Source organism: Arthrobacter sp. UYNi723, assembly GCF_054057635.1.
This window is the reverse complement of sequence record NZ_JBSRZM010000013.1, coordinates 79,813-97,793: the sequence shown is the minus strand read 5'-3', so window position 1 is coordinate 97,793 and position 17,981 is coordinate 79,813. Positions and strand designations below refer to the sequence as shown.

Below are 17,981 nucleotides of genomic sequence, written 5' to 3'. Positions count from 1 at the left end.
TTAGGTGCATTGGGGACTTATCCCGTAAGCGCTTTAGGTAGAAGCGGTGCCCGTCCCGCGCATCCCGGAAAACGCAGATGCTCGTATCATGCCGCCCGGAGTGCAACCGCCGGTGACCTGGCACCGCTGGAATAAACGCGGACAGGCATCGGTTATCTCGATACATGCAAACACATGTAGCATAGGCTGTATCGAACCTCAGGAGTCCAAGTGGAAACCCGCCGCATCACCGTACTGTCCGCCGGCCTGGGCGTGCCGTCCTCGAGCAGGCTGCTCGCCGACCAGCTCGCCGCTGCAGCAGAGCACCGCCTCGCCGATGCGGGTTTCGAGGTGAAGGTTGAGGTCGTTGAGCTCCGGGACCTCGCGGTCGACATCGCCAACAACTTTGTCACCGGCTATGCGGCCCCTCGCCTGGCGGATGTCATTGCCGGCGTGGAGGCTTCCGATGGCATCATTGCCGTTAGCCCGGTGTTCAGCGCCTCCTACAGCGGCCTGTTCAAGTCCTTCATTGACGTCCTGGACCCCAAGTCCCTGGACGGGAAGGCTGTCCTCCTGGGTGCCACTGGCGGCACGGACCGCCACCAGATGGTTCTCGAGTACGCGATGCGCCCGCTGTTCAGCTACCTGCGCACCAGGATGGCCGCTACGGCCGTTTTCGCCGGCCCCCAGGACTGGGGAAACACGGACGACGGCGGCTCGCCCCTCTCGTCGCGGATCGACCGTGCGGCGGCTGAGTTTGCCGCCCTCCTCGCGGAGGATCAGCCCGGCCGCAAGCCGGCGGCACTGGAGTCCCTGCCGTTCGCGCAGCTCCTGGCAGGCATTTCCGGCGGACGCTAAGGCGCGCCGGTCCGCAAAGTCCGCGCCCGTCCGCAAAGCTCCCCCGTCAGCGCCCGGGATCCCGGCTGCTGAACTATTCGGTCTTCCCGGTCGTTGACCGGAACATGAAGTGTCCTGTGGATTCAATTGACCTGATCATGAGCGAACGCAGCGGCGTCGAGATCGACTACTGCCCGCAGTGCCGCGGCGTCTGGCTGGACCGCGGTGAGCTGGACAAGATCATCGACCGCGCCAACGACGCTATGGACGGCCGCGCTCCTACGCCGGCGCGCCCGGCGGCCGCGGCGCCTGTCGCTGCCCCGGTTCCGCCCCCGCTGTATCCGAACTTTGAACCCCGCCGCGAGCAGCCGCGGTACGAGCAGCCCCGTTACGACCAGCCGCGCTACGACGACCGGAAGTACGACAAGCCGGGGTATGACCGCGACCACGAGCGCCGGCGGCCCAAAAAGAAGGAAGGCTGGCTGGGAGACATCTTCGACTTCTGACAGCCGGACGGGGCACTGTGCCGTGGCTGAGAGCCCTGGGGTCCAGGAGCGTAGCCGCCCAGGTGCCCTAGTCGTCCAGGAGGGCGATGAACTCGCGTGCCTGCTTCATGGAGATGTCCGAGTGCTTGGTCAGGGCAGTGGCGGCGCCTTCGGTGTCGCCACTGCGCGCCAGCGTGCGGATGCGGCCGTAGATCTCGTCGTTGAGCATGTTGCTGCTGACCTCACGCGTCACATCGCCCTTGCTGGCAATGGCGCGGTAGCGGTAGGGGAACCGCTGGGGCGTGTCGTCATCGTCGGGCTCTGCCTCCGCCGCTTCAGCGGCAGGGCTGCGGTAGGCCTGCGGGTGGGCGGCCAACGCCCCCACCGCGTCCCGGGATGCCCGCAGTCCTTCTCCTGTGGCCTCGTAGTACAGCTTGATGGCCGCCATCGCCTGTCCCTGGGCAATCAGCGCGTACAACCTGCGGTGCTGGTCCTCAGAGAGCTTGGCGGCGGCCCGGCGGGCCACCTCAATCGGATCCGGCGCAGGGGCCGTGCCGGACTGCTTGATGGCCGCCTGCCGCCTGCTGACCGCCCGGGCAGCCAATGCGACACCGGCGGCCACGACCGCGAGGATGATAACGGGGATCACGAGCGATTCCATTTCTAAAGCCGATCTACATACTTTTTGGCTGTCGCCAGGTCCGTTTGGGTTGCCTGGCGGAGGAGTTTGATGGCCTGGATCTTGTGCCCGTCGTGCGCCATTGTCTGCAACTGCATGGCCAGCTGAGGGTCCAGAATCCCGCCGGGGAGCGCCGCATAGCCATACTGGCCGGCACCCGCTCCGGACTGCCCGCGCCGTGCTGTCCGGGCATGGTCTTCCTGCTGCGATTGCTGCTGTTCGTTCTGGCTGGGCCGGGTGTTGGCTTCCAGGCGGGCACGCACGGCTGTTGCCACGCGTACCTGCTCGGCATAGTGCTCCGCAGAGCGCCTCGCCAGGTCCTGCTGGTACTTCTCGGCGTCGGACGTCCCGGAATTACGGGGTCTGAGGGCCGTCGTAAATGCCCAGATTATTGCCGCCAACACGCCGGCCGGCAGAAACACCATCAGTACATCGCCCATAGTCAGAGCTTATGCCAGATGCCCGTTATCCACAGCACATTCCTGCCGTTGCATACAGTCGATTCGCTGTGGCGTCAAAAGATGGCTGGCGGTGTGCAGCGTATCACCAAGCGGGCATGAATCGCCGGTGGAGACACTCGGAAAGCCGGATCTTTCAACAGCGCCGCGCCGCAAGCTGTGGATGAAGGTTGAGAAAAAAAGAATTTAGTCCACATCCTCGATGAACGTTTTCGCAGGTCAGACGCCTATATACGGCAAAAGTTTTTTTGTTTCCACAGGTTCACCCACAGGCTGTGCACAAGCTATGCCCCTTAGTGCACAGGTTATCCACAGCCCTCCGGGTTGGTGGGCTTGGACGCTGGGGCGGTGGCGGCTACCGTTGCGGGATACCTGCTTTTGGGGCGAGATGACGCCGTCGCGGACATGTGCTGTCGCAGCAGTGGAAGGACTTCGGTCCGGCTGCTGCGGCGCTTTCTGTGGATAACTTGCGGAACATGGGGATAACTCCCACGCGCGTTGCGCAGACTCAACGTTGCGGAGGCTTCAATCGGGCCGCCGGGCTTAATTGTCGGAGGCCGCTGATAGACCTGAATGTATGCCGTCCCGTGGAGGTCCCGCAGGATGGCACCCGGCAGGTGAATGACTTACTCGCCGCCTCAAGTCGCGGCACACTATGGAGGACGGCAGCTTTGTCAGTAACTCACCTGGACTCGATCGAGGGTACCCGCGGATCAGAAGGCAGCCGTAAGCCACCACAGGACATTCCCGCTGAGCAGTCCGTCCTCGGCGGCATGATGCTGTCCAAGGACGCCATCGCGGACGTTGTGGAAATCCTCCGCGGCCAGGACTTCTACCGGCCTGCCCACGAGACCATCTACGAGGCGATCATCGACCTCTACGGCCGCGGCGAGCCGGCGGATGCGGTTACCGTCTCGGACGAACTGACCAAGCGCGCGGAGATCAACCGGATCGGCGGACCCGCCTACTTGCACGAGCTCATCCAGACTGTCCCCACGGCCGCCAATGCCGGCTACTACGCCGAAATTGTGGCAGAGCGCGCCGTTCTGCGCCGGCTCGTCAACGCAGGCACCAAGATCGTCCAGCTGGGATACGGCTCCGACGGCGAGGTGGAGGACCTGGTCAACCAGGCACAGGCCGAGGTTTACGCCGTGGCGGAACGGCGCACAGCAGAGGACTATGTGGTCCTCAAGGACGTCATGGAAGCCACGGTGGACGAGATCGAAGCGTCCGGACACCGCGGGGAAGGCATGACCGGTGTGCCCACGGGGTTCTACGAACTCGATGAACTCACCCATGGACTGCACCCGGGGCAGATGATCGTTATTGCCGCCCGTCCGGCAGTGGGTAAGTCAACGTTTGCCCTGGACTTCGCCCGCTCGGCGGCCATCAAGAACAACCTGGCCACGGTCATGTTCTCGCTCGAAATGGGCCGGAACGAAATCGCCATGCGCCTGTTGTCCGCCGAGGCAACCATCGGCCTGCAGGACCTTCGCAAGGGCACCATCAAGGACGAGCAATGGTCCAAGATCGCCACCACCATGGGCCGGATGAATGATGCCCCGCTCTTCATCGATGACAGTCCGAACATGTCGCTGATGGAAATCAGGGCCAAGTGCCGCCGCCTCAAGCAGCAGCATGACCTGAAGCTCGTGATCCTGGATTACCTGCAGCTCATGAGCTCCGGCAAGAAAGTGGAGTCACGCCAGCAGGAAGTCTCCGAGTTCTCCCGTGCGCTGAAGCTGCTGGCCAAGGAACTCCAGGTTCCGGTCATCGCCCTGTCGCAGCTCAACCGTGGCTCCGAGCAGCGCCAGGACAAGCGGCCCATGGTCTCTGACCTCCGCGAATCCGGCTCCATCGAGCAGGATGCGGACATGGTCATCCTGCTGCACCGTGAGGACGTCTATGACAAGGAATCCCCGCGCGCAGGCGAGGCGGACATCCTGATCGCCAAGCACCGTAACGGCCCCACCAAGGACATTGTGGTGGCATTCCAGGGTCACTACTCGCGGTTCGCCAACATGGCGGCCGACGCCGGAGGCAGCGGCTTCTAGGGTCGTTCCCGCCCGGCTGGCTGAGCCCTGCTCCAGCAGGTGGATCCCTTGTCTTAGCCCTGCCCCAGCAGGTGGTTGGGCAGCCGGTTCCCCGGGGCGGTCCCACGGATTTCGAGCAGTTCGCGGGCGTGGGTATGCAGGCGTTTGTCCTCCGCCGAGACCGGCACCCAGCCGGTGACGGGCACCGAGTTGCCGTCGGCGTCGCGCGCCACCATCACTGTGAGGCAATACGTGGTGAGATTCAGTTCCTTGCCCTTCGGATCTCCGGAGCGCACGTGTACGGCGATGTGCATGCCTTTGGTCCCGGTGTAGACCAGCCTGGCCTCGACCTCCACCACATGGCCGATCAGCAGGGGCCGGTAGAAGCGCACGCCACCGGAGAATACCGCCACGGTGTCCATGCCGCAGTAGCGGGACGCGCAGACGTAGGCGGCTTCGTCGATCCACTTCATCACGATGCCGCCGTGCACTTTCCCGCCCCAGTTCACGTCCGTGGGGGCGGCCACGAACCGCAGCGTCACGCGTTCGGCGGTCCCGGCGTCGGTATATTCCTGGGCGTTCATGGCTTCGACGATCCGTTCACGGACCTTGATCCGCGCCAGGGCGTGGTCCCGCTGTTCGATCTCCGCGGCCGTGACCGGTTCGAACTGTTTGACGGGTATCGGCTTGCCGTTGTCGCCGACCGCCACAAAGATCACCATGCACTGGCTGCGCATCGTGGCAGGCCCGCCCTTGGGATCGTTTGACGAGACGACGGTCCGGATGTGCATGGAGGAGCGTCCCGTGTAGACGATGGTGGCCTCCACCTCCACCATGTCGCCGCTGTTCACCGGGTCCGCGAAGTGGATGTTGCCCACGTAGGCGGTGACGCAGTAGGACTTGGCCCAGCCCACGGCGGCAGCGTAGGCAGCCTTGTCCACCCATTCGAGGACGGTCCCCGCATCTACCGAGCCGCTGTGGCCCACATCCGTGGGGGCAGCCAGGAAGCGGAGGGTTACGGAATTGGCGGCGGTCTCAGTCATGCTGCGATCTTACTGAGACGTTGTGTTACCGGAGGGTCGGGGCTGACATATATGCAACAGGAACTGCCCCGCCCGCCTTATTGTGGCGGACAGGGCAGTTCTGTCTGTGGATTGCTGGCTGCTGGCGGCTACTTTGCGCCGGCGTAGGTGATATCCGGCTGCGCAGGCAGTTCCATGCCCACCCCAATGAAGAAGCTGGGGTGCGGCGGCTGGTTGTAGGCGATGTTCTCGCGCGCAACCGACTGCCGGTACACAGGATCATGCATCAGTGTGCGGAGCCGGACATCAGTACCGACGGTGGTGGTGTAGATCCGCAGTTCGGTGCTGTCCGACGACGGCCACGCAATTTCCTCATGCCAGTCACCGAGAAGATCGGCCTGGATGGCCGGGGTTCCCTTGGTGCTGTTGTTCGACTTCGTTCCGGCCGCCGTCCCGCCATGACGCAGTCGAGGTCATCCAATTTGCCTCACTATTGATAATGACTATCGTTAGCGATATGATAAAAACTCACTCACATCCCGGCCATATGCGCACTTATCCGCAGGCTCTCACGGCAGTTCTCGCGGTTTCGGCACTGCTCCTCACGGCGTGCGGGGCAGCTCCGGGCGCGGGCTCTGGACCGTCGCAGGGCGCAGACCCTGAATCGGCCGGCACTTCCGCCTCTGCCACAGCAGGCAGGCGAAGGAAGGCCAGGCCCCCACCCCTCGGCTGGTCCTGACCCACGACGCGGGCATCACGGTTCTTGACGCGAAGACGCTGAAGCCCGTGGAGGAAGTGCCGCTGGAAGGCTTCAACCGCCTCAGCCCGGCGGGCGACGGCCGGCACGTTCTGGTGGCCACCGGAGATTCCTTCCGCGTCTTCGATGCAGGTGTGTGGACCGAGGCGCACGGCGACCATGGGCACTCCTATGCCGCCGCACCTCGGCTGACGGACCGGGCCTTCAGCGCCAGCAAGGCCGGCCACGTGGTCAACCACGCCGGGAAGACAGTGCTGTTCAATGACGGTTCAGGGAAGGTGGAGGTCTTTGATCCGGCCGCGCTGACTGACGCACTCAAGGCCGGCCTGCCCGAGACCAGCACCTACACCGCTCCCGAAGCCCACCACGGCGTCGCCATCGCGCTGGAGGATGGGAAGCTGCTGGTCACCCTCGGGAACGAGGAGGGCCGCACTGGCCTGGCGCTGCTGAGCGCGCCGGAAAATGGCGGCGGGCAGGGACGCGGTGAACTGCTCCGCAACGAGGAATGCCCCGGCGTGCATGGTGAGGCAGTGGCGGGCCATGAAACCGTGGTGGTGGGCTGTGAGGACGGCATGCTGGTCTACCGCAACGGCGCCTTCACCAAGGTTGCAAGCCCTGACCCGTACGGCCGCATGGGCAACCAGGCCGGAAGTCACGTATCTCCCGTGATCCTCGGCGATTACAAGGTGGACAGGGACGCCGACCTGGAGCGGCCCACCCGGATCTCGCTGGTCAACATCGACGCCGGGACCCTGCAGCTGGTGGACCTGGGCGCCAGCTATTCCTTCCGTTCCCTGGGCCGCGGTCCGGGCGGGGAGGCTCTGGTGCTGGGCACAGACGGGGCGCTTCATGTGATTGATCCGACGACGGGCGAGGAGACCGCTGCCATTTCCGTGGTTGGCGCCTGGACGGAGCCGGATGCCTGGCAGGATCCCCGCCCTACCCTGTTTGTCCAGGGTTCAACCGCCTACGTCACAGAACCGGCGGCTTCCAGGATCCATGCCGTGGATCTCAAATCCGGGAAAATCATCAACAGCACGGACCTGGACCACGTGCCCAACGAACTGACCGGGGTGACCGGCTGACGCTCCGGCCACGGCAAAGACGTTAAAAGCCCGACGGCGGACCGGCACCTGGGTGCCTGTCCGCCGTCGGGCATTGCTCGTTGAAGAGGAGTCCGCTTAGGCGAGGACTGCCAGCTTGGCGCCCTTGCGGGCGAACAGGACGCGGTCCACGGACACGCGGCCGGCTCCGGTGAGTGCGAGTGCCAGGGCGGCAGCGCCCAGGAGCAGCACCAGTTCGTACCCGCCCTTGTCGGCGAAAACTCCTGCCGAGGCATGCACCAGGAAGAAGGCGCCGATCATATTGACGGCCAGCAGGGCGGCTACCACGCGGGTGAGTACGCCCAGGATGAGGGCAATGCCGCCAGCCAATTCGAGGCCTGCGACGAAGGGCGCTGACACATTGGCTGCCGGAACGCCCATCTGGGTGAACGCGGCCTGGGTGCCGGCGATGGTCCATTCGTTGAACTTCTGCCAGCCGTGGGCGGTGAAGAGGAAGCCGAGGATGACGCGCAGGACGGTGATGGCGGTGGTGGTGAGGCGTGACTGATTCATAAGTCGAGTCTGTGTCATCGTTAGTTGAAGTGTCAACTAACCGTCCACCGTTGTGTCCTTTGTCATGACTTCCGGCGTCACGGAAGCAGGGCCGCCAGGTGGTCGGTTCCGGCCGTTAGGCTGAAACTGTGCCCAACCAATCCGCCCCCGCTGCCGTCCAGCGTCCCGCCAGCCATGCCCGGGAAATCCTGCGGCTCGCCGTTCCGGCGTTCGGCGCACTGATCGCCGAACCGCTGTTCCTGCTCGCGGATTCGGCCATTGTGGGCCATCTCGGCGTGGCCCAGCTGGCCGGCGTGGGGCTCGCCTCCGCCGTGCTGCACACCGCCGTCGGCCTGATGGTTTTCCTCGCTTACTCCACCACCCCGGCGGTGGCCCGCGCGATGGGACACGGCCAGCTGGGCAGGGCACTAGCCGCAGGGCGCGACGGCGTCTGGCTGGCTCTTCTGCTCGGCATAATTCTGGCGGTGGCCGGCTTCTGGGCCGCTGAACCGCTGGTGGCCCTGATGGGGGCGGAGGGTGACGTTCGCTCGTTCGCTGCTGACTATCTCCGCTGGTCCATGCCCGGCCTGGTGGCCATGCTGCTCATCTTCGCGGGCACCGGCGTCCTGCGCGGATTGCAGGACACCAGGACGCCGCTGCTCGTGGCCACCGCAGGCTTTGCCCTGAATATTGTCCTCAACCTGTGGCTGGTCTACGGGCTGGACTGGTCCGTTGCAGGCTCGGCGGCAGGCACCAGCGTGGCGCAATGGGCCATGGCGGCCGTCTATCTGGTGATGGTCCAGCGCAATGCCGCCCGGCACGGCATCAGCCTGTGGCCCGACTGGAGCGGCATCCGCGCGATGACCCGGGTCGGTTCGTGGCTTATGCTCCGGACGCTGAGCCTGCGCATCGCCATCCTGGCCACGGTATTTGTGGTCACGGGGCAAGGTGCCGTCAACCTGGCCGCGCACCAGCTGGCCATGACCATCTTCTCGTTCCTCGCCTTTGCCCTCGATGCCCTTGCCATCGCCGCCCAGGCCCTGATCGGCAAGGAACTGGGCGCCTCCAACGCCGTCAGGGCACGGCACCTGACCCGGACCATGATCCGCTGGGGTATCGGATTCGGCGTGGTCACGGGAGCCCTGCTGGCCGTCGCGGCGCCCTGGGCAGGGGCGCTGTTCACTTCCGACGCCGGCGTCCAGTCCGTGCTGACCTACGCCCTGTGGATCCTGGCCGCCGGTCAGCCTCTTGCCGGTTATGTTTTTGTCCTGGACGGCGTGCTGATCGGCGCCGGAGACGCCAAGTACCTGGCGCTGGCGGGCGTGGTCAACCTCGCTGTCTACGTCCCCATGCTCGTGGCCGTTGCTGTCTCCGGCATGTCCGCCGCTGCAGGCCTCGTGTGGCTGTGGGCCGCCTTTGCGCTGGGGTATATGGCAGCCAGGGCGCTGACGCTGGGCCTGCGCGCCCGGTCGGACCGCTGGATGGTGCTGGGTTCGCCATAGGGCTGGCGGCCACTAAACTGGACCGGTGAACCAACCACTGACGCCCACAGATGCTCCCGCCGGCACCGCCCAGCAGGCAGACCTGTGGAAGCCGGTTCTGCTCCGGGCCGTGGCCGCACTGGTGTTCGGCGCCGTGACCATTTTCTGGGCCGGACCATCGGTCCAGGTCATGGGTTGGGCGGGCGGGCTGTATCTGCTGGTCACGGGCCTGCTGCTGCTCTGGGCCATCCCGAAGACCGGCTACGCGCGTGACGGCATGCCCGGCAAAATCCTCTCCGCTGCAGGGGCCGCCCTGGCAGGCGCCGGTGTTGCCTTGGCGCTGCTTCACGGGGACCGCGTCTTCGGCGTCGTTGCGGCAGTGGGACTTGGCCTGGCCGGAGCCGTGGAGCTGTACTGCGGCCTCAAGTATCGCGGCAGGCACGTGCTTGCCCGCGACTGGCTGGCCTCGGGCATCATCGGGCTTGGTACCGCGGCGATCCTGCCGTTCTTCATCAGCCTCGGAGCCCATGCCCTGCTGGGCGTCGCCGGTGGCGGAGCCATCATCTCCGGTGTGCTCTGGGTCCTGTCGGGGCTGACTCTATGGCACGATTCCCGGCCCGCCTCCGCGAAGCCGTAAACTAGAAGCGAAAGGTTCTACCCGGCGTAGAAAACGCGCCCGGAACAACCCCACACACACATTCGAACCAGCACGCCCTTCGGCATGGCTGTAGGAGAGGAACTACCTTGGCAGACCAGAAACCAGGAAAACCGCGCAAGCTGCGGACCTCGGTGAAGGGGCCGCTGATGTTCTCTGCGTTCTGGGCCGTCCTCGCCTTCGTTACGGTGCTGATCTTCGCCTCCGGCGGCAGCTCGAAGACCCCGCGGTTCGACCTCGCCTTCACCGGCGCCGGCATTGCGTTCATCGTCACGCTGGTGATCGCGGCCATGCTGGCCATGAGCCACAAGGAGAACTCCGAACACCTTGGCAAGGGATCCGGCGTAAACCTGAGTTCAGCCCGGAAACCCTCGCACGGATTCGGGGGACACGGCCCCAGCCAGGCCGGCGGCGCCCCTGAGACTCCGGACGCTGACGGTACCGGCTCCAGCCACTCCTAGCGAACGGTAGCCTGCCGCGCGCGGTACGCTGCCACGTGCGCGCGGTTGGCGCAGTTCCCGGTGTCGCAGTACCGTTTCGACCGGTTGCGGCTGAGGTCCAGGACCACGGCATCGCAGTCCTCGGCCTCGCACACGAGCATGCGGTCCATCTCCTTGCTCCGGATGACGTCCGCCAGGGCCATGGCGGCTTCGGTGCCCATTCGCTCTGCCAGCGGCGCGTCCCTGGCAGTGGCGTGCAGATGCCAGTCCCACTCATCGTGCTTCATCAGCTGGGGGAGTGCGTTGGCCTCGCGCAACAGGCGGTTGACGCCCGCCACAGCAGAGTCTTCGTCTGCAGTCCAGAGGGCGGCAAGCTGCCCGCGCAGTTCGTGGACACTCGACAGCTCCGCCGCATCGCCGGCGCGGGCTCCACTGAACCCCTCGGACTGAAGGAAGTCATCGAGGTCCGCCACCGTGGCGAGTGATTCGCGTCCGTTGGCGGCGGTGTTGATCAGGTTGACGACGGCGCGCAGGGCTATTTCGGTGTCAGGGGCAAAGACCATCTTGACTCCTTACTGAGGTCGGGCGTAATGTCAGGACCATTACCCCACTTTACTCCTGACAGGAGGCGTCGGTGACTGCCGCCCCTAACCCCGCAGCCGCGGGCGGATTCCTTGGCTCCGGCCTTGGAATCGCGTTGTTCTCTTCTGCCGTCTTCGGGCTCTCCGGCTCCTTCGCCAAAGCGCTCCTGGAAACCGGCTGGTCCCCGGGCGCTGCCGTAACGGCCCGCCTGACCGGTGCCGCGCTGATTCTCGCCGTTCCTGCCGTTCTGGCTTTGCGCGGACGGTGGTACCAGCTGCGCGACAACTGGGTCACCATCGGTCTATTCGGCCTGATCGGCGTGGCCGCGTGCCAGCTGTTTTACTTCAACGCGGTAGCCCGCCTGTCCGTGGGCGTAGCGCTGTTGCTTGAATACCTGGCTCCCGTCCTCATCGTCCTTTGGCTATGGGGAGCCAGCAAGAAGCGGCCACGGGCGCTGACCTTCGGCGGAACAGTGCTGTCGCTCGGCGGCCTGGTCCTCGTCCTGGACCTCACCGGAACGGTCAAGATCGACATCATCGGGGTCCTGTGGGGGGTGGCCGCTGCCGTATGCCTTGCCATCTACTTCTTCATCACGGCCAAGGAGAATGATTCCCTGCCGCCCATCGTCCTGGCGTCCGCCGGGCTGCTGGTGGGGGCAGCCGTTATGTGGCTGGCGGCCGCCACGGGACTGCTTCCCATGGCCTTCAGCACCGCGGATACCAGGCTCGGCCCCTGGATCACACCCTGGTGGGTCTCCCTGGGTGGCCTGGTCATCCTGGCAACAGTCCTCGCGTACGTTTCCGGCATTGTCGCTGCCCGCGCCCTTGGCTCCAAGGTTGCATCCTTCGTCTCGCTGACCGAAGTGCTGTTCGCCGTGACCTGGGCCTGGCTGCTTCTGGGTGAGCTGCCCGGCGCCATCCAACTCCTGGGCGGCGTCCTCATTGTCGGCGGGGTGGTTCTGGTCCGGCTGGACGAGCTGCGCTCCGGCACAGCCGCTGCAACTGTCGGTGCGCCAGCCCCGCTGGACCACGCGAACGACGTCGAGCCGGTGCCCTGAGTGCCGGCAGCCTTGCCCTGAAGGACTTGCCCTAAAGGGCAGGTGCCACAGGCCGGGGCACCGCCGTCGCCCCGCCGTTGTGCCTCCCATTCGTTGAGCACCCGCCGTTAAATGCCGCGGGGGCCCGGACACTGTGCAGTGTCCGGGCCCCCGCAGTAGGGCTTCTGCGGTTAGCGTGAAGCCTGGTCCTGCTCGCTGGCGTTCTTGGTGGCCTTCTGGCCCGCGTCCTTCAGCGCCTGGATGACCTGGTTCAGCGCCGCCGTGTGCGTGCCCGCCCATTCGCCGCGGAAGTGGTCGGCGTCCGGGCCCTTCCAGTTGGTGCTGTCCAGCACGCGGGTCAGGTTGGACCTCTGCTGCTCGATCTCGCCGGCACCGGCCTGCAGCTTGCTGCCAAGAGTCCTGAGCTGTTCTACATCTGCGCCCCACATAGCCATCAGTTTTCTCCTCGTTAGTCTTGGATCCGATCCAGATCGGCATCCCCAGCGGCCCCCGGCTCATCCGGAAGATCCATTACCTAGAACCTATCCCGGCCCCAAATCACTGTCGATGGGCACCGCTGCCCATGCACCACTCCCCATGGGCCACAGCTCCCGGTGGTTGAATCTCGACAAGCTCGATCACCGGTGGGCTGGGGGTCGATCCGAGGCGTTCCAGAGCCTAGCATGGGCATATGTGCCGGAACATCCGAACCCTCCACAATTTCGAACCCCATGCCACCTCTGAGGAAGTGCATGCCGCCGCGCTGCAGTATGTGCGCAAGGTCAGCGGCAGCACCAAGCCGTCCAAGGCCAACGAGGACGCCTTCGAAGCGGCGGTGCACGAGATCGCCCACATCACCCAACACCTGCTGGATTCGCTGGTCACCCACGCTCCCGCCAAACACCGGGACGAAGAGGCCGCTAAGGCCAGGGCCCGCGCGGCCGTGCGCTTCAGCACCGCCTGAGCGGCGCTTCCCCTCAAAGTAAGTAGCGCCAACAGTCGTTTTGAACGTCCATAACGACAGTTAGCGCTACCTAGTTGGGGTGGGGGCTGCCTACTTGCCGAAGCTGCGCAGCCGGAGCGAGTTTGCCACCACCAGGACGGAACTCGCCGCCATCGCGGCACCGGCAATCATCGGGTTCAAGAGGCCAAGGGCGGCCACTGGAATGCCGACGGCGTTATAGAGGAACGCCCAGAACAGGTTGGTCTTGATGGTGGCCAGCGTACGCCGGGACAATTCGATGGCCTGTGCCACCTGTCCCAGATCGTTTCCCATGACGGTGAGGTCCGCCGCCTCGATGGCCACATCCGTACCGGATCCCATGGCGATGCCCAGGTCAGCCTGCGCCAGCGCGGCGGCGTCATTCACGCCGTCGCCGGCCATGGCCACAATGGCCCCGCCCGCCTGGAGCCGACGGACGGCGTCCACCTTCCCGGCAGGCAGGACACCTGCATAAACATCGTCAGGGGAAATGCCGACGGCGGCAGCGACCTGCGCGGCCACCGCGGCGTTGTCCCCGGTCAGCAGGATGGGGCGCAGCCCGAGCCTCTTCAGCTTTGCCACAGCCTCCGCAGATCCCGGCTTCACGGTGTCACAGAGGCTGATGATGCCGGCAGGGCTACCGTCCACCGTTACCCAGATGGCCGTGGCACCGGTGGCTTCCGCGGCGGCCAGCGCCTCCAGTTGCGCGCCGGAAGGGCGGACGCCGTTCTCCGTGAGCCAGCCGGTCCGGCCAGCCAGGACCACGCGTCCTTCAACGGTTCCCACCACTCCGCCGCCGGGTGCCGAACGGAAGTGTTCGACGGCGGGAAGCCGCCCGCCGTCGTCGTTCCCGGTTTGCGCCTCAACCGCCGCGGCCGCGATGGCGTGTGCGATCGGGTGCTCCGATGCCGCCTCCACGGCGCCGGCGAGCCGCAGCACGTCGGTACCCTGGTAACCGTCAAACGCGAGAGTGCTGCCCACGGCGAGTTTTCCGGTGGTGACGGTGCCGGTCTTGTCGAGCAGGATGGTGTCCACCGTGCGGGTGTCTTCGAGGACCTGCGGGCCCTTGATCAGGATGCCCAGCTGGGCTCCCCGGCCGGTTCCGGTGAGCAGTCCCACCGGAGTGGCGAGGCCCAGAGCGCACGGGCACGCGATGACCAGGACGGTGACCGCGGCGGTAAAGGCGGCCCTGAGCTCGGCAGGTTCAATCACCGGGCCGCTGAACGCGAGCCACAGCCCAAACGTGAGCACAGCGATGGCCAGCACAATCGGGACAAAGACGGCGCTGATCCGGTCGGCGAGGCGGGCGATGGGGGCTTTGCCGGTCTGTGCCTGCGAGACCAGCCGGGCCATCTGCGCCAGCGTGGTTTCGGCGCCCACGCGGGTTGCCCGCACCAGCAGCCGGCCGGAAGTGTTGATGGTGGCGCCGGTGACTTTGCTCCCGGGTTCCACCTCCACCGGGACGGATTCGCCGGTCAGCAGGGACGCGTCCACGGCCGAAACGCCGTCGATCACCTCACCGTCCGTGGCGATCTTTTCGCCGGGGCGGACCACCACGACGTCTCCCACGCGGAGCTGATCGGCGGGGACTTTATGTTCGGATCCGTGGTGCAGGATGGTGGCGTCCTTGGCGCCGAGGTTCAGCAACGCTTTGAGGGCGTCGCCGGCTTTCTGCTTGGCGTTGGCTTCGAGGAACCGGCCCAGGAGCAGGAAGGTGGTGACCACGGCGGCCACTTCGAAGTAGAGGCCTGCGGACTCCATCCCCTCCATGGCCAGATGCTCGGTCATCCGGGGATCCAGGACCAGTTGCCAGAGGCTGAACAGGTAGGCGGCGGCGACGCCGATCGACACCAGTGTGTCCATGGTGGACGCCATGTGGCGCGCATTGACGGCCGCCGCGCGGTGGAAGGGCCAGGCCGCCCAGCTGACCACCGGAAGCGCCAATGCCCCGGCTACCCAGCCCCAGTTGGGAAACTGCACGGCCGGAACCATCGAAATCGCGAGGACCGGGAGCGTCAGTATCGCGGCCACGATCAGGCGCGGGCGTAGTTGCGAGGAGGCGGGGCCGTGGGACATGTGGTCACGTTGCGCGCCGCCTTCGTGGGTCGCGTGGTCACCAGCCGCGGCACCGTCGGAGACATGCTCTGCATGCTCGCTCGTTCCTCGCTTAGACGCATGCTGCCGCAAGTCCCCGGCATCGGCGCTGTGCCCGCCTTCCGGACCGCCGTGGTGACTTTGGTCGTGATCGTGGTCCTCGCGGCCTGCACTTTGGCTCGGGTAGCGCGGGAGGCGGACCTTTGCTTTGTAGCCTGTGGCGTTGACTGTGTCCACTATTTGCTGGTCCGTGATGCCGGCCGGGACCGTGACGTGGGCGGATTCCAGCGGCAGGTTGACGGAGGCTTCGACGCCGTCGAGCTTGCCCAGCTTCTTTTCCACGCGGTTCACGCAGGAGGCACAGGTCATGCCCTCAATATCCAGTTCAACCACCCGGGTTTGGGGCTGGTGATGGAGATGGTCTGTACTCATGTGGGATCCCCCGATCGGACAGCGTTACGCGTCGTTGGCAACAACCAGGTAGCCGGCTTCGGCTACCGCTTCGCCGATCTCGGACGGCGACAGCTCCTGGCTTGAGGTGATGGTGACGGTGGAAATGCCGCTGGCGTTGAGTTCGACGTCGACCGTTTCAACCCCGGCGAGCGATTCAAGTTCCTCGCTGACGGACGAAACGCAGTGGCCGCAGGTCATGCCGGACACGTTGATGGTGGTGGAGGTGGTGCTCATGGCTGGCTCCTTCGAAGGGGCCGGCGGTGGCCGGCCGTGAATGGGTGGCAGGTGGTAAGTGCTCAGCGCAGGAGGCGGCCGATGGCCGCTGTGGCTTCCCTGACTTTGGCGTCTATGGACTCAGCGCGAAGGGCCGGATCGGGTTCCCCGGCGGCGCCCACCACGCAGTGGCCGATGTGCTCTTCCACAAGTCCCAGGCTCACGGCGTGCAGGGCCTTGGTGGCCGCGGCGACCTGGGTCAGGATGTCGATGCAGTATTTGTCCTCATCCACCATCCGGGCGATCCCGCGGACCTGGCCCTCGATGCGCTTGAGCCTGCGCAGGTATGCCTCCTTGTTGGCGGTGTAGCCATGCGGAGGCGCCGGGTCAGCGCCGGCGTGTGTGGTCAAGGTTTCCAGCGAAGGTTCCATACTGCCAACATATACCCCATAGGGGTATATGGCAAGTACCCCCTGGGGGTATCCATTCGGAGATGAGCGCCACGAGGTTGGGTGGGTGCGGCTCCGGGAGGGCACAAAAAAGCTCCGGAGTGCGTTATTGGGGGATACGCACTCCGGAGCAGCCTTTGGGCAGATTCACCCGGCCACTGCGGCCGGATCCTTCTGCTTGAATTAGCTTACTTGCCAGTACAGCCCTCCGCTACCACCTCGAATAACTACTTTCGCTTTATTATTTCGGTCACCCGAAAACCGCCCGAGTGGGGCGAGGCAGCCGGCTCAGGATCCCGGCTCAGGTAACGGCTCAGGCATCGTCCTGATGCGACGGCCTCCGGTAGGGAACCACCAGCACCGGCCGGCTTTGATGGTGCGTCAGCCAGAGTCCCACAGATCCGTTGAGCATCTCGGAGATCCGGTGGGTCAGGCCGCGCTCCGACGTTCCCACAATGATCATGGGGGAGTTGCTTTCCGCGGCGAGCCGGGCGAGGGCGCGGCCCGGATCCCCCGCCAGGGTCCGCAGCGTCCAGTCCACGGGGGTGGCCGGCGTCGCGGCGTCGGCCACGGCTTCCGCGATCACCCCCCTGAGTTCCGTGGTGACCGAGCGGATGTCGTCGTCGTCCTTGTCCGGGTGCAGCGACAGCCGGTGTGCGGATCTGGTGGGATCCCATTCCACCAGGTAGCTGGCCTCGTCGACATAGGCACACAGCAACGGCACGGCCAGTTTGGCCGCCAGGGAGGTGGCGGTCTTCAGCACTTCCGGGTGCTGATGGGGCAACACGCCCACCAGCAACGGAGGCGGACCACTGAATCGTTCGGGACTCATAGGACCATTCTGTGCCTGCGCGGAGCCACTTGAACAGGGCCGACTTGAACAGGGCCGACGGCGCGTGGACGTGTCAGGCGGCAGCGGGCGACGCCGAGACAACCACGTTCTTGCCCCACGGGTCTTCCGTGTAGCAGCTGATCAGGACCACACGGCTGGGCACCATGTCCCAGATGGGGCTGTCCTTAAGGCTGTCCTTGAGGTACGTGGTGACGCTGTCCACCCGGTAAGGGATGGTGCCGGTCGCGGTGACGACGTCGAAGGTGTCTCCGACGGCTGCGGCGGAGCTGAGGTGGTTGAACGGGGCGTCCCGGCCCTCCCAGCTGTGTCCGATGATGTACGTGGTGTTGTCCGACCCGTTGCCGGGAGTCCCGAACGGTGTCAGCCAATACCCGTCCATGGTGGGGGGCGGCTCCACTGTACGCGTGGCGACGGCCGAGGCGTCCGGTTCAAGGGGATGGACGGCCGTGTCGATTGCCGCAGCGGGATAGAGGATACGCAGGGGTGCGGAGGCTTCCGGCAAGGCCGGGCCGGGGGTGGTGGCGTCTGCGGCCGGGGCTGTTGCCGTCTTTGGAGCTGCCCCCGGAGCTTCGCCCGTGCCGGACAGCGGCCAAGGAGCGGACGACGGCGTGGCCCGGAATGGTGCCGACAGTTCCGCTGTGGGGACGGCGGCTTCCCCGTGCTTGAGCAGGGGTGCACCGAAGGTGAGGGACAGGAAACCCAGGACTCCGCACAGCAGGATTGCCAGATCTCCACGGTTCCATCCCCGGTCGCGCAGGACTTCCAGGACACGCAGAACGCCACCGCGGAAGCCGTGGGTGCCGGAGTGCTTGGCCATGATGTTCCTTTGCGTTCAGAAGCCTTTGCGTTCAGAAGGTGGAGGGTGCGCCCGCTTGAAATTGCGCCGAGGGCGTCCCGC

General features: G+C 65.6%; 20 protein-coding genes and 1 pseudogene. 9 read left to right on the top strand and 12 right to left on the bottom strand.

Features of this window, described 5'->3' with window-relative positions; genetic code table 11:
* Positions 1-210: 210 nt before the first annotated feature.
* Positions 211-837, top strand: coding sequence for a CE1759 family FMN reductase (locus ACVWY0_RS11990; RefSeq protein ID WP_485836892.1), 627 nt, complete (start codon positions 211-213; stop codon positions 835-837).
* A gap of 104 nt (positions 838-941) precedes the next feature.
* Complete coding sequence (locus ACVWY0_RS11985; RefSeq protein WP_485836891.1) at positions 942-1,322, top strand: TFIIB-type zinc ribbon-containing protein; 381 nt, start codon at positions 942-944, stop codon at positions 1,320-1,322.
* Between the two features lie 67 nt (positions 1,323-1,389).
* On the opposite strand, the gene ACVWY0_RS11980 is transcribed toward ACVWY0_RS11985, so the two are convergent.
* On the bottom strand, positions 1,390-1,962 hold the full coding sequence (locus ACVWY0_RS11980) for a hypothetical protein (RefSeq protein WP_485836890.1): 573 nt from the start codon (positions 1,960-1,962) through the stop codon (positions 1,390-1,392).
* Between the two features lie 2 nt (positions 1,963-1,964).
* The gene (locus ACVWY0_RS11975; protein ID WP_485836889.1) at positions 1,965-2,420 is read right to left on the bottom strand and encodes a hypothetical protein; all 456 of its coding nucleotides are present in this window, start codon (positions 2,418-2,420) and stop codon (positions 1,965-1,967) included.
* 689 nt (positions 2,421-3,109) lie between these two features.
* Here ACVWY0_RS11975 and dnaB point away from each other — a divergent pair.
* Positions 3,110-4,492: a replicative DNA helicase gene (gene dnaB, locus ACVWY0_RS11970; RefSeq protein WP_485836888.1), complete on the top strand. Its 1,383-nt coding sequence runs from the start codon at positions 3,110-3,112 to the stop codon at positions 4,490-4,492.
* A gap of 53 nt (positions 4,493-4,545) precedes the next feature.
* Here the strand turns inward: dnaB and ACVWY0_RS11965 are convergent, their stop codons facing one another.
* Together ACVWY0_RS11965 and ACVWY0_RS11960 are read right to left on the bottom strand one after the other, a co-directional pair.
* Positions 4,546-5,514 carry an acyl-CoA thioesterase gene (locus tag ACVWY0_RS11965; RefSeq protein ID WP_485836887.1) on the bottom strand — a complete coding sequence of 323 codons (969 nt, stop codon included), beginning with the start codon at positions 5,512-5,514 and terminating at the stop codon, positions 4,546-4,548.
* Positions 5,515-5,642: 128 nt separating this feature from the next.
* A pseudogene (locus tag ACVWY0_RS11960) lies at positions 5,643-5,945 on the bottom strand (rhamnogalacturonan lyase family protein); the annotation flags it as partial.
* Between the two features lie 334 nt (positions 5,946-6,279).
* Here ACVWY0_RS11960 and aztD point away from each other — a divergent pair.
* Entirely contained in the window at positions 6,280-7,335 is a 1,056-nt protein-coding gene (gene aztD, locus ACVWY0_RS11955; RefSeq protein WP_485836886.1) for a zinc metallochaperone AztD, read from the top strand.
* Positions 7,336-7,431: 96 nt separating this feature from the next.
* Here the strand turns inward: aztD and ACVWY0_RS11950 are convergent, their stop codons facing one another.
* Positions 7,432-7,866 carry a DoxX family protein gene (locus ACVWY0_RS11950; protein WP_485836885.1) on the bottom strand — a complete coding sequence of 145 codons (435 nt, stop codon included), beginning with the start codon at positions 7,864-7,866 and terminating at the stop codon, positions 7,432-7,434.
* A gap of 128 nt (positions 7,867-7,994) precedes the next feature.
* Here ACVWY0_RS11950 and ACVWY0_RS11945 point away from each other — a divergent pair, with 128 nt between their 5' ends.
* From ACVWY0_RS11945 to ACVWY0_RS11935, 3 genes are all read left to right on the top strand, one after another.
* Entirely contained in the window at positions 7,995-9,347 is a 1,353-nt protein-coding gene (locus ACVWY0_RS11945; protein WP_485836884.1) for an MATE family efflux transporter, read from the top strand.
* A gap of 25 nt (positions 9,348-9,372) precedes the next feature.
* Positions 9,373-9,963, top strand: a complete 591-nt coding sequence (locus ACVWY0_RS11940) for a hypothetical protein (protein ID WP_485836883.1) — start codon at positions 9,373-9,375, stop codon at positions 9,961-9,963.
* A gap of 107 nt (positions 9,964-10,070) precedes the next feature.
* Positions 10,071-10,442, top strand: a complete 372-nt coding sequence (locus ACVWY0_RS11935) for a hypothetical protein (protein WP_058930682.1) — start codon at positions 10,071-10,073, stop codon at positions 10,440-10,442.
* Here the strand turns inward: ACVWY0_RS11935 and ACVWY0_RS11930 are convergent.
* On the bottom strand, positions 10,439-10,984 hold the full coding sequence (locus ACVWY0_RS11930; protein WP_485836882.1) for a CGNR zinc finger domain-containing protein: 546 nt from the start codon (positions 10,982-10,984) through the stop codon (positions 10,439-10,441). The two genes, ACVWY0_RS11935 and ACVWY0_RS11930, sit on opposite strands and share 4 nt — an antisense overlap.
* Positions 10,985-11,055: 71 nt before the next feature.
* On the opposite strand from ACVWY0_RS11930, the gene ACVWY0_RS11925 reads away from it, so the two are divergent.
* Complete coding sequence (locus tag ACVWY0_RS11925) at positions 11,056-12,060, top strand: EamA family transporter (protein ID WP_485836881.1); 1,005 nt, start codon at positions 11,056-11,058, stop codon at positions 12,058-12,060.
* Between the two features lie 170 nt (positions 12,061-12,230).
* On the opposite strand, the gene ACVWY0_RS11920 is transcribed toward ACVWY0_RS11925, so the two are convergent.
* Complete coding sequence (locus ACVWY0_RS11920) at positions 12,231-12,494, bottom strand: WXG100 family type VII secretion target (RefSeq protein ID WP_485836880.1); 264 nt, start codon at positions 12,492-12,494, stop codon at positions 12,231-12,233.
* A 236-nt stretch (positions 12,495-12,730) separates the two neighbouring features.
* On the opposite strand from ACVWY0_RS11920, the gene ACVWY0_RS11915 reads away from it, so the two are divergent.
* Complete coding sequence (locus ACVWY0_RS11915; RefSeq protein ID WP_485836879.1) at positions 12,731-13,003, top strand: DUF2277 domain-containing protein; 273 nt, start codon at positions 12,731-12,733, stop codon at positions 13,001-13,003.
* Positions 13,004-13,093: 90 nt separating this feature from the next.
* On the opposite strand, the gene ACVWY0_RS11910 is transcribed toward ACVWY0_RS11915, so the two are convergent.
* The 5 genes from ACVWY0_RS11910 to ACVWY0_RS11890 all read right to left on the bottom strand — a co-directional run bounded on the left by ACVWY0_RS11910 (position 13,094) and on the right by ACVWY0_RS11890 (position 17,900).
* Positions 13,094-15,547, bottom strand: coding sequence for a heavy metal translocating P-type ATPase (locus ACVWY0_RS11910; RefSeq protein WP_485836878.1), 2,454 nt, complete (start codon positions 15,545-15,547; stop codon positions 13,094-13,096).
* Positions 15,548-15,571: 24 nt separating this feature from the next.
* Positions 15,572-15,802 (bottom strand): heavy-metal-associated domain-containing protein, encoded by a 231-nt coding sequence (locus ACVWY0_RS11905; protein WP_485836877.1) that lies wholly within the window; start codon positions 15,800-15,802, stop codon positions 15,572-15,574.
* A 62-nt stretch (positions 15,803-15,864) separates the two neighbouring features.
* The gene (locus ACVWY0_RS11900) at positions 15,865-16,212 is read right to left on the bottom strand and encodes a metal-sensitive transcriptional regulator (protein ID WP_485836876.1); all 348 of its coding nucleotides are present in this window, start codon (positions 16,210-16,212) and stop codon (positions 15,865-15,867) included.
* Between the two features lie 331 nt (positions 16,213-16,543).
* Complete coding sequence (locus ACVWY0_RS11895; protein WP_485836875.1) at positions 16,544-17,062, bottom strand: universal stress protein; 519 nt, start codon at positions 17,060-17,062, stop codon at positions 16,544-16,546.
* A gap of 73 nt (positions 17,063-17,135) precedes the next feature.
* Complete coding sequence (locus ACVWY0_RS11890) at positions 17,136-17,900, bottom strand: class F sortase (protein ID WP_485836874.1); 765 nt, start codon at positions 17,898-17,900, stop codon at positions 17,136-17,138.
* Positions 17,901-17,981: the final 81 nt, after the last annotated feature.

Excerpts from the sequence above, each read along its gene's own strand:
- ACVWY0_RS11920 (WP_485836880.1), bottom strand. The coding sequence starts at position 12,494 with ATGGCTATGTGGGGCGCAGATGTAGAACAGCTCAGGACTCTTGGCAGC.
- ACVWY0_RS11905 (WP_485836877.1), bottom strand. The coding sequence starts at position 15,802 with ATGAGCACCACCTCCACCACCATCAACGTGTCCGGCATGACCTGCGGC.
- ACVWY0_RS11950 (WP_485836885.1), bottom strand. The coding sequence starts at position 7,866 with ATGAATCAGTCACGCCTCACCACCACCGCCATCACCGTCCTGCGCGTC.
- ACVWY0_RS11915 (WP_485836879.1), top strand. The coding sequence starts at position 12,731 with ATGTGCCGGAACATCCGAACCCTCCACAATTTCGAACCCCATGCCACC.
- ACVWY0_RS11985 (WP_485836891.1), top strand. The coding sequence starts at position 942 with ATGAAGTGTCCTGTGGATTCAATTGACCTGATCATGAGCGAACGCAGC.
- ACVWY0_RS11980 (WP_485836890.1), bottom strand. The coding sequence starts at position 1,962 with ATGGAATCGCTCGTGATCCCCGTTATCATCCTCGCGGTCGTGGCCGCC.
- ACVWY0_RS11965 (WP_485836887.1), bottom strand. The coding sequence starts at position 5,514 with ATGACTGAGACCGCCGCCAATTCCGTAACCCTCCGCTTCCTGGCTGCC.
- ACVWY0_RS11900 (WP_485836876.1), bottom strand. The coding sequence starts at position 16,212 with ATGGAACCTTCGCTGGAAACCTTGACCACACACGCCGGCGCTGACCCG.
- ACVWY0_RS11930 (WP_485836882.1), bottom strand. The coding sequence starts at position 10,984 with ATGGTCTTTGCCCCTGACACCGAAATAGCCCTGCGCGCCGTCGTCAAC.
- ACVWY0_RS11890 (WP_485836874.1), bottom strand. The coding sequence starts at position 17,900 with ATGGCCAAGCACTCCGGCACCCACGGCTTCCGCGGTGGCGTTCTGCGT.
- ACVWY0_RS11895 (WP_485836875.1), bottom strand. The coding sequence starts at position 17,062 with ATGAGTCCCGAACGATTCAGTGGTCCGCCTCCGTTGCTGGTGGGCGTG.
- ACVWY0_RS11975 (WP_485836889.1), bottom strand. The coding sequence starts at position 2,420 with ATGGGCGATGTACTGATGGTGTTTCTGCCGGCCGGCGTGTTGGCGGCA.
- ACVWY0_RS11910 (WP_485836878.1), bottom strand. The coding sequence starts at position 15,547 with ATGAGTACAGACCATCTCCATCACCAGCCCCAAACCCGGGTGGTTGAA.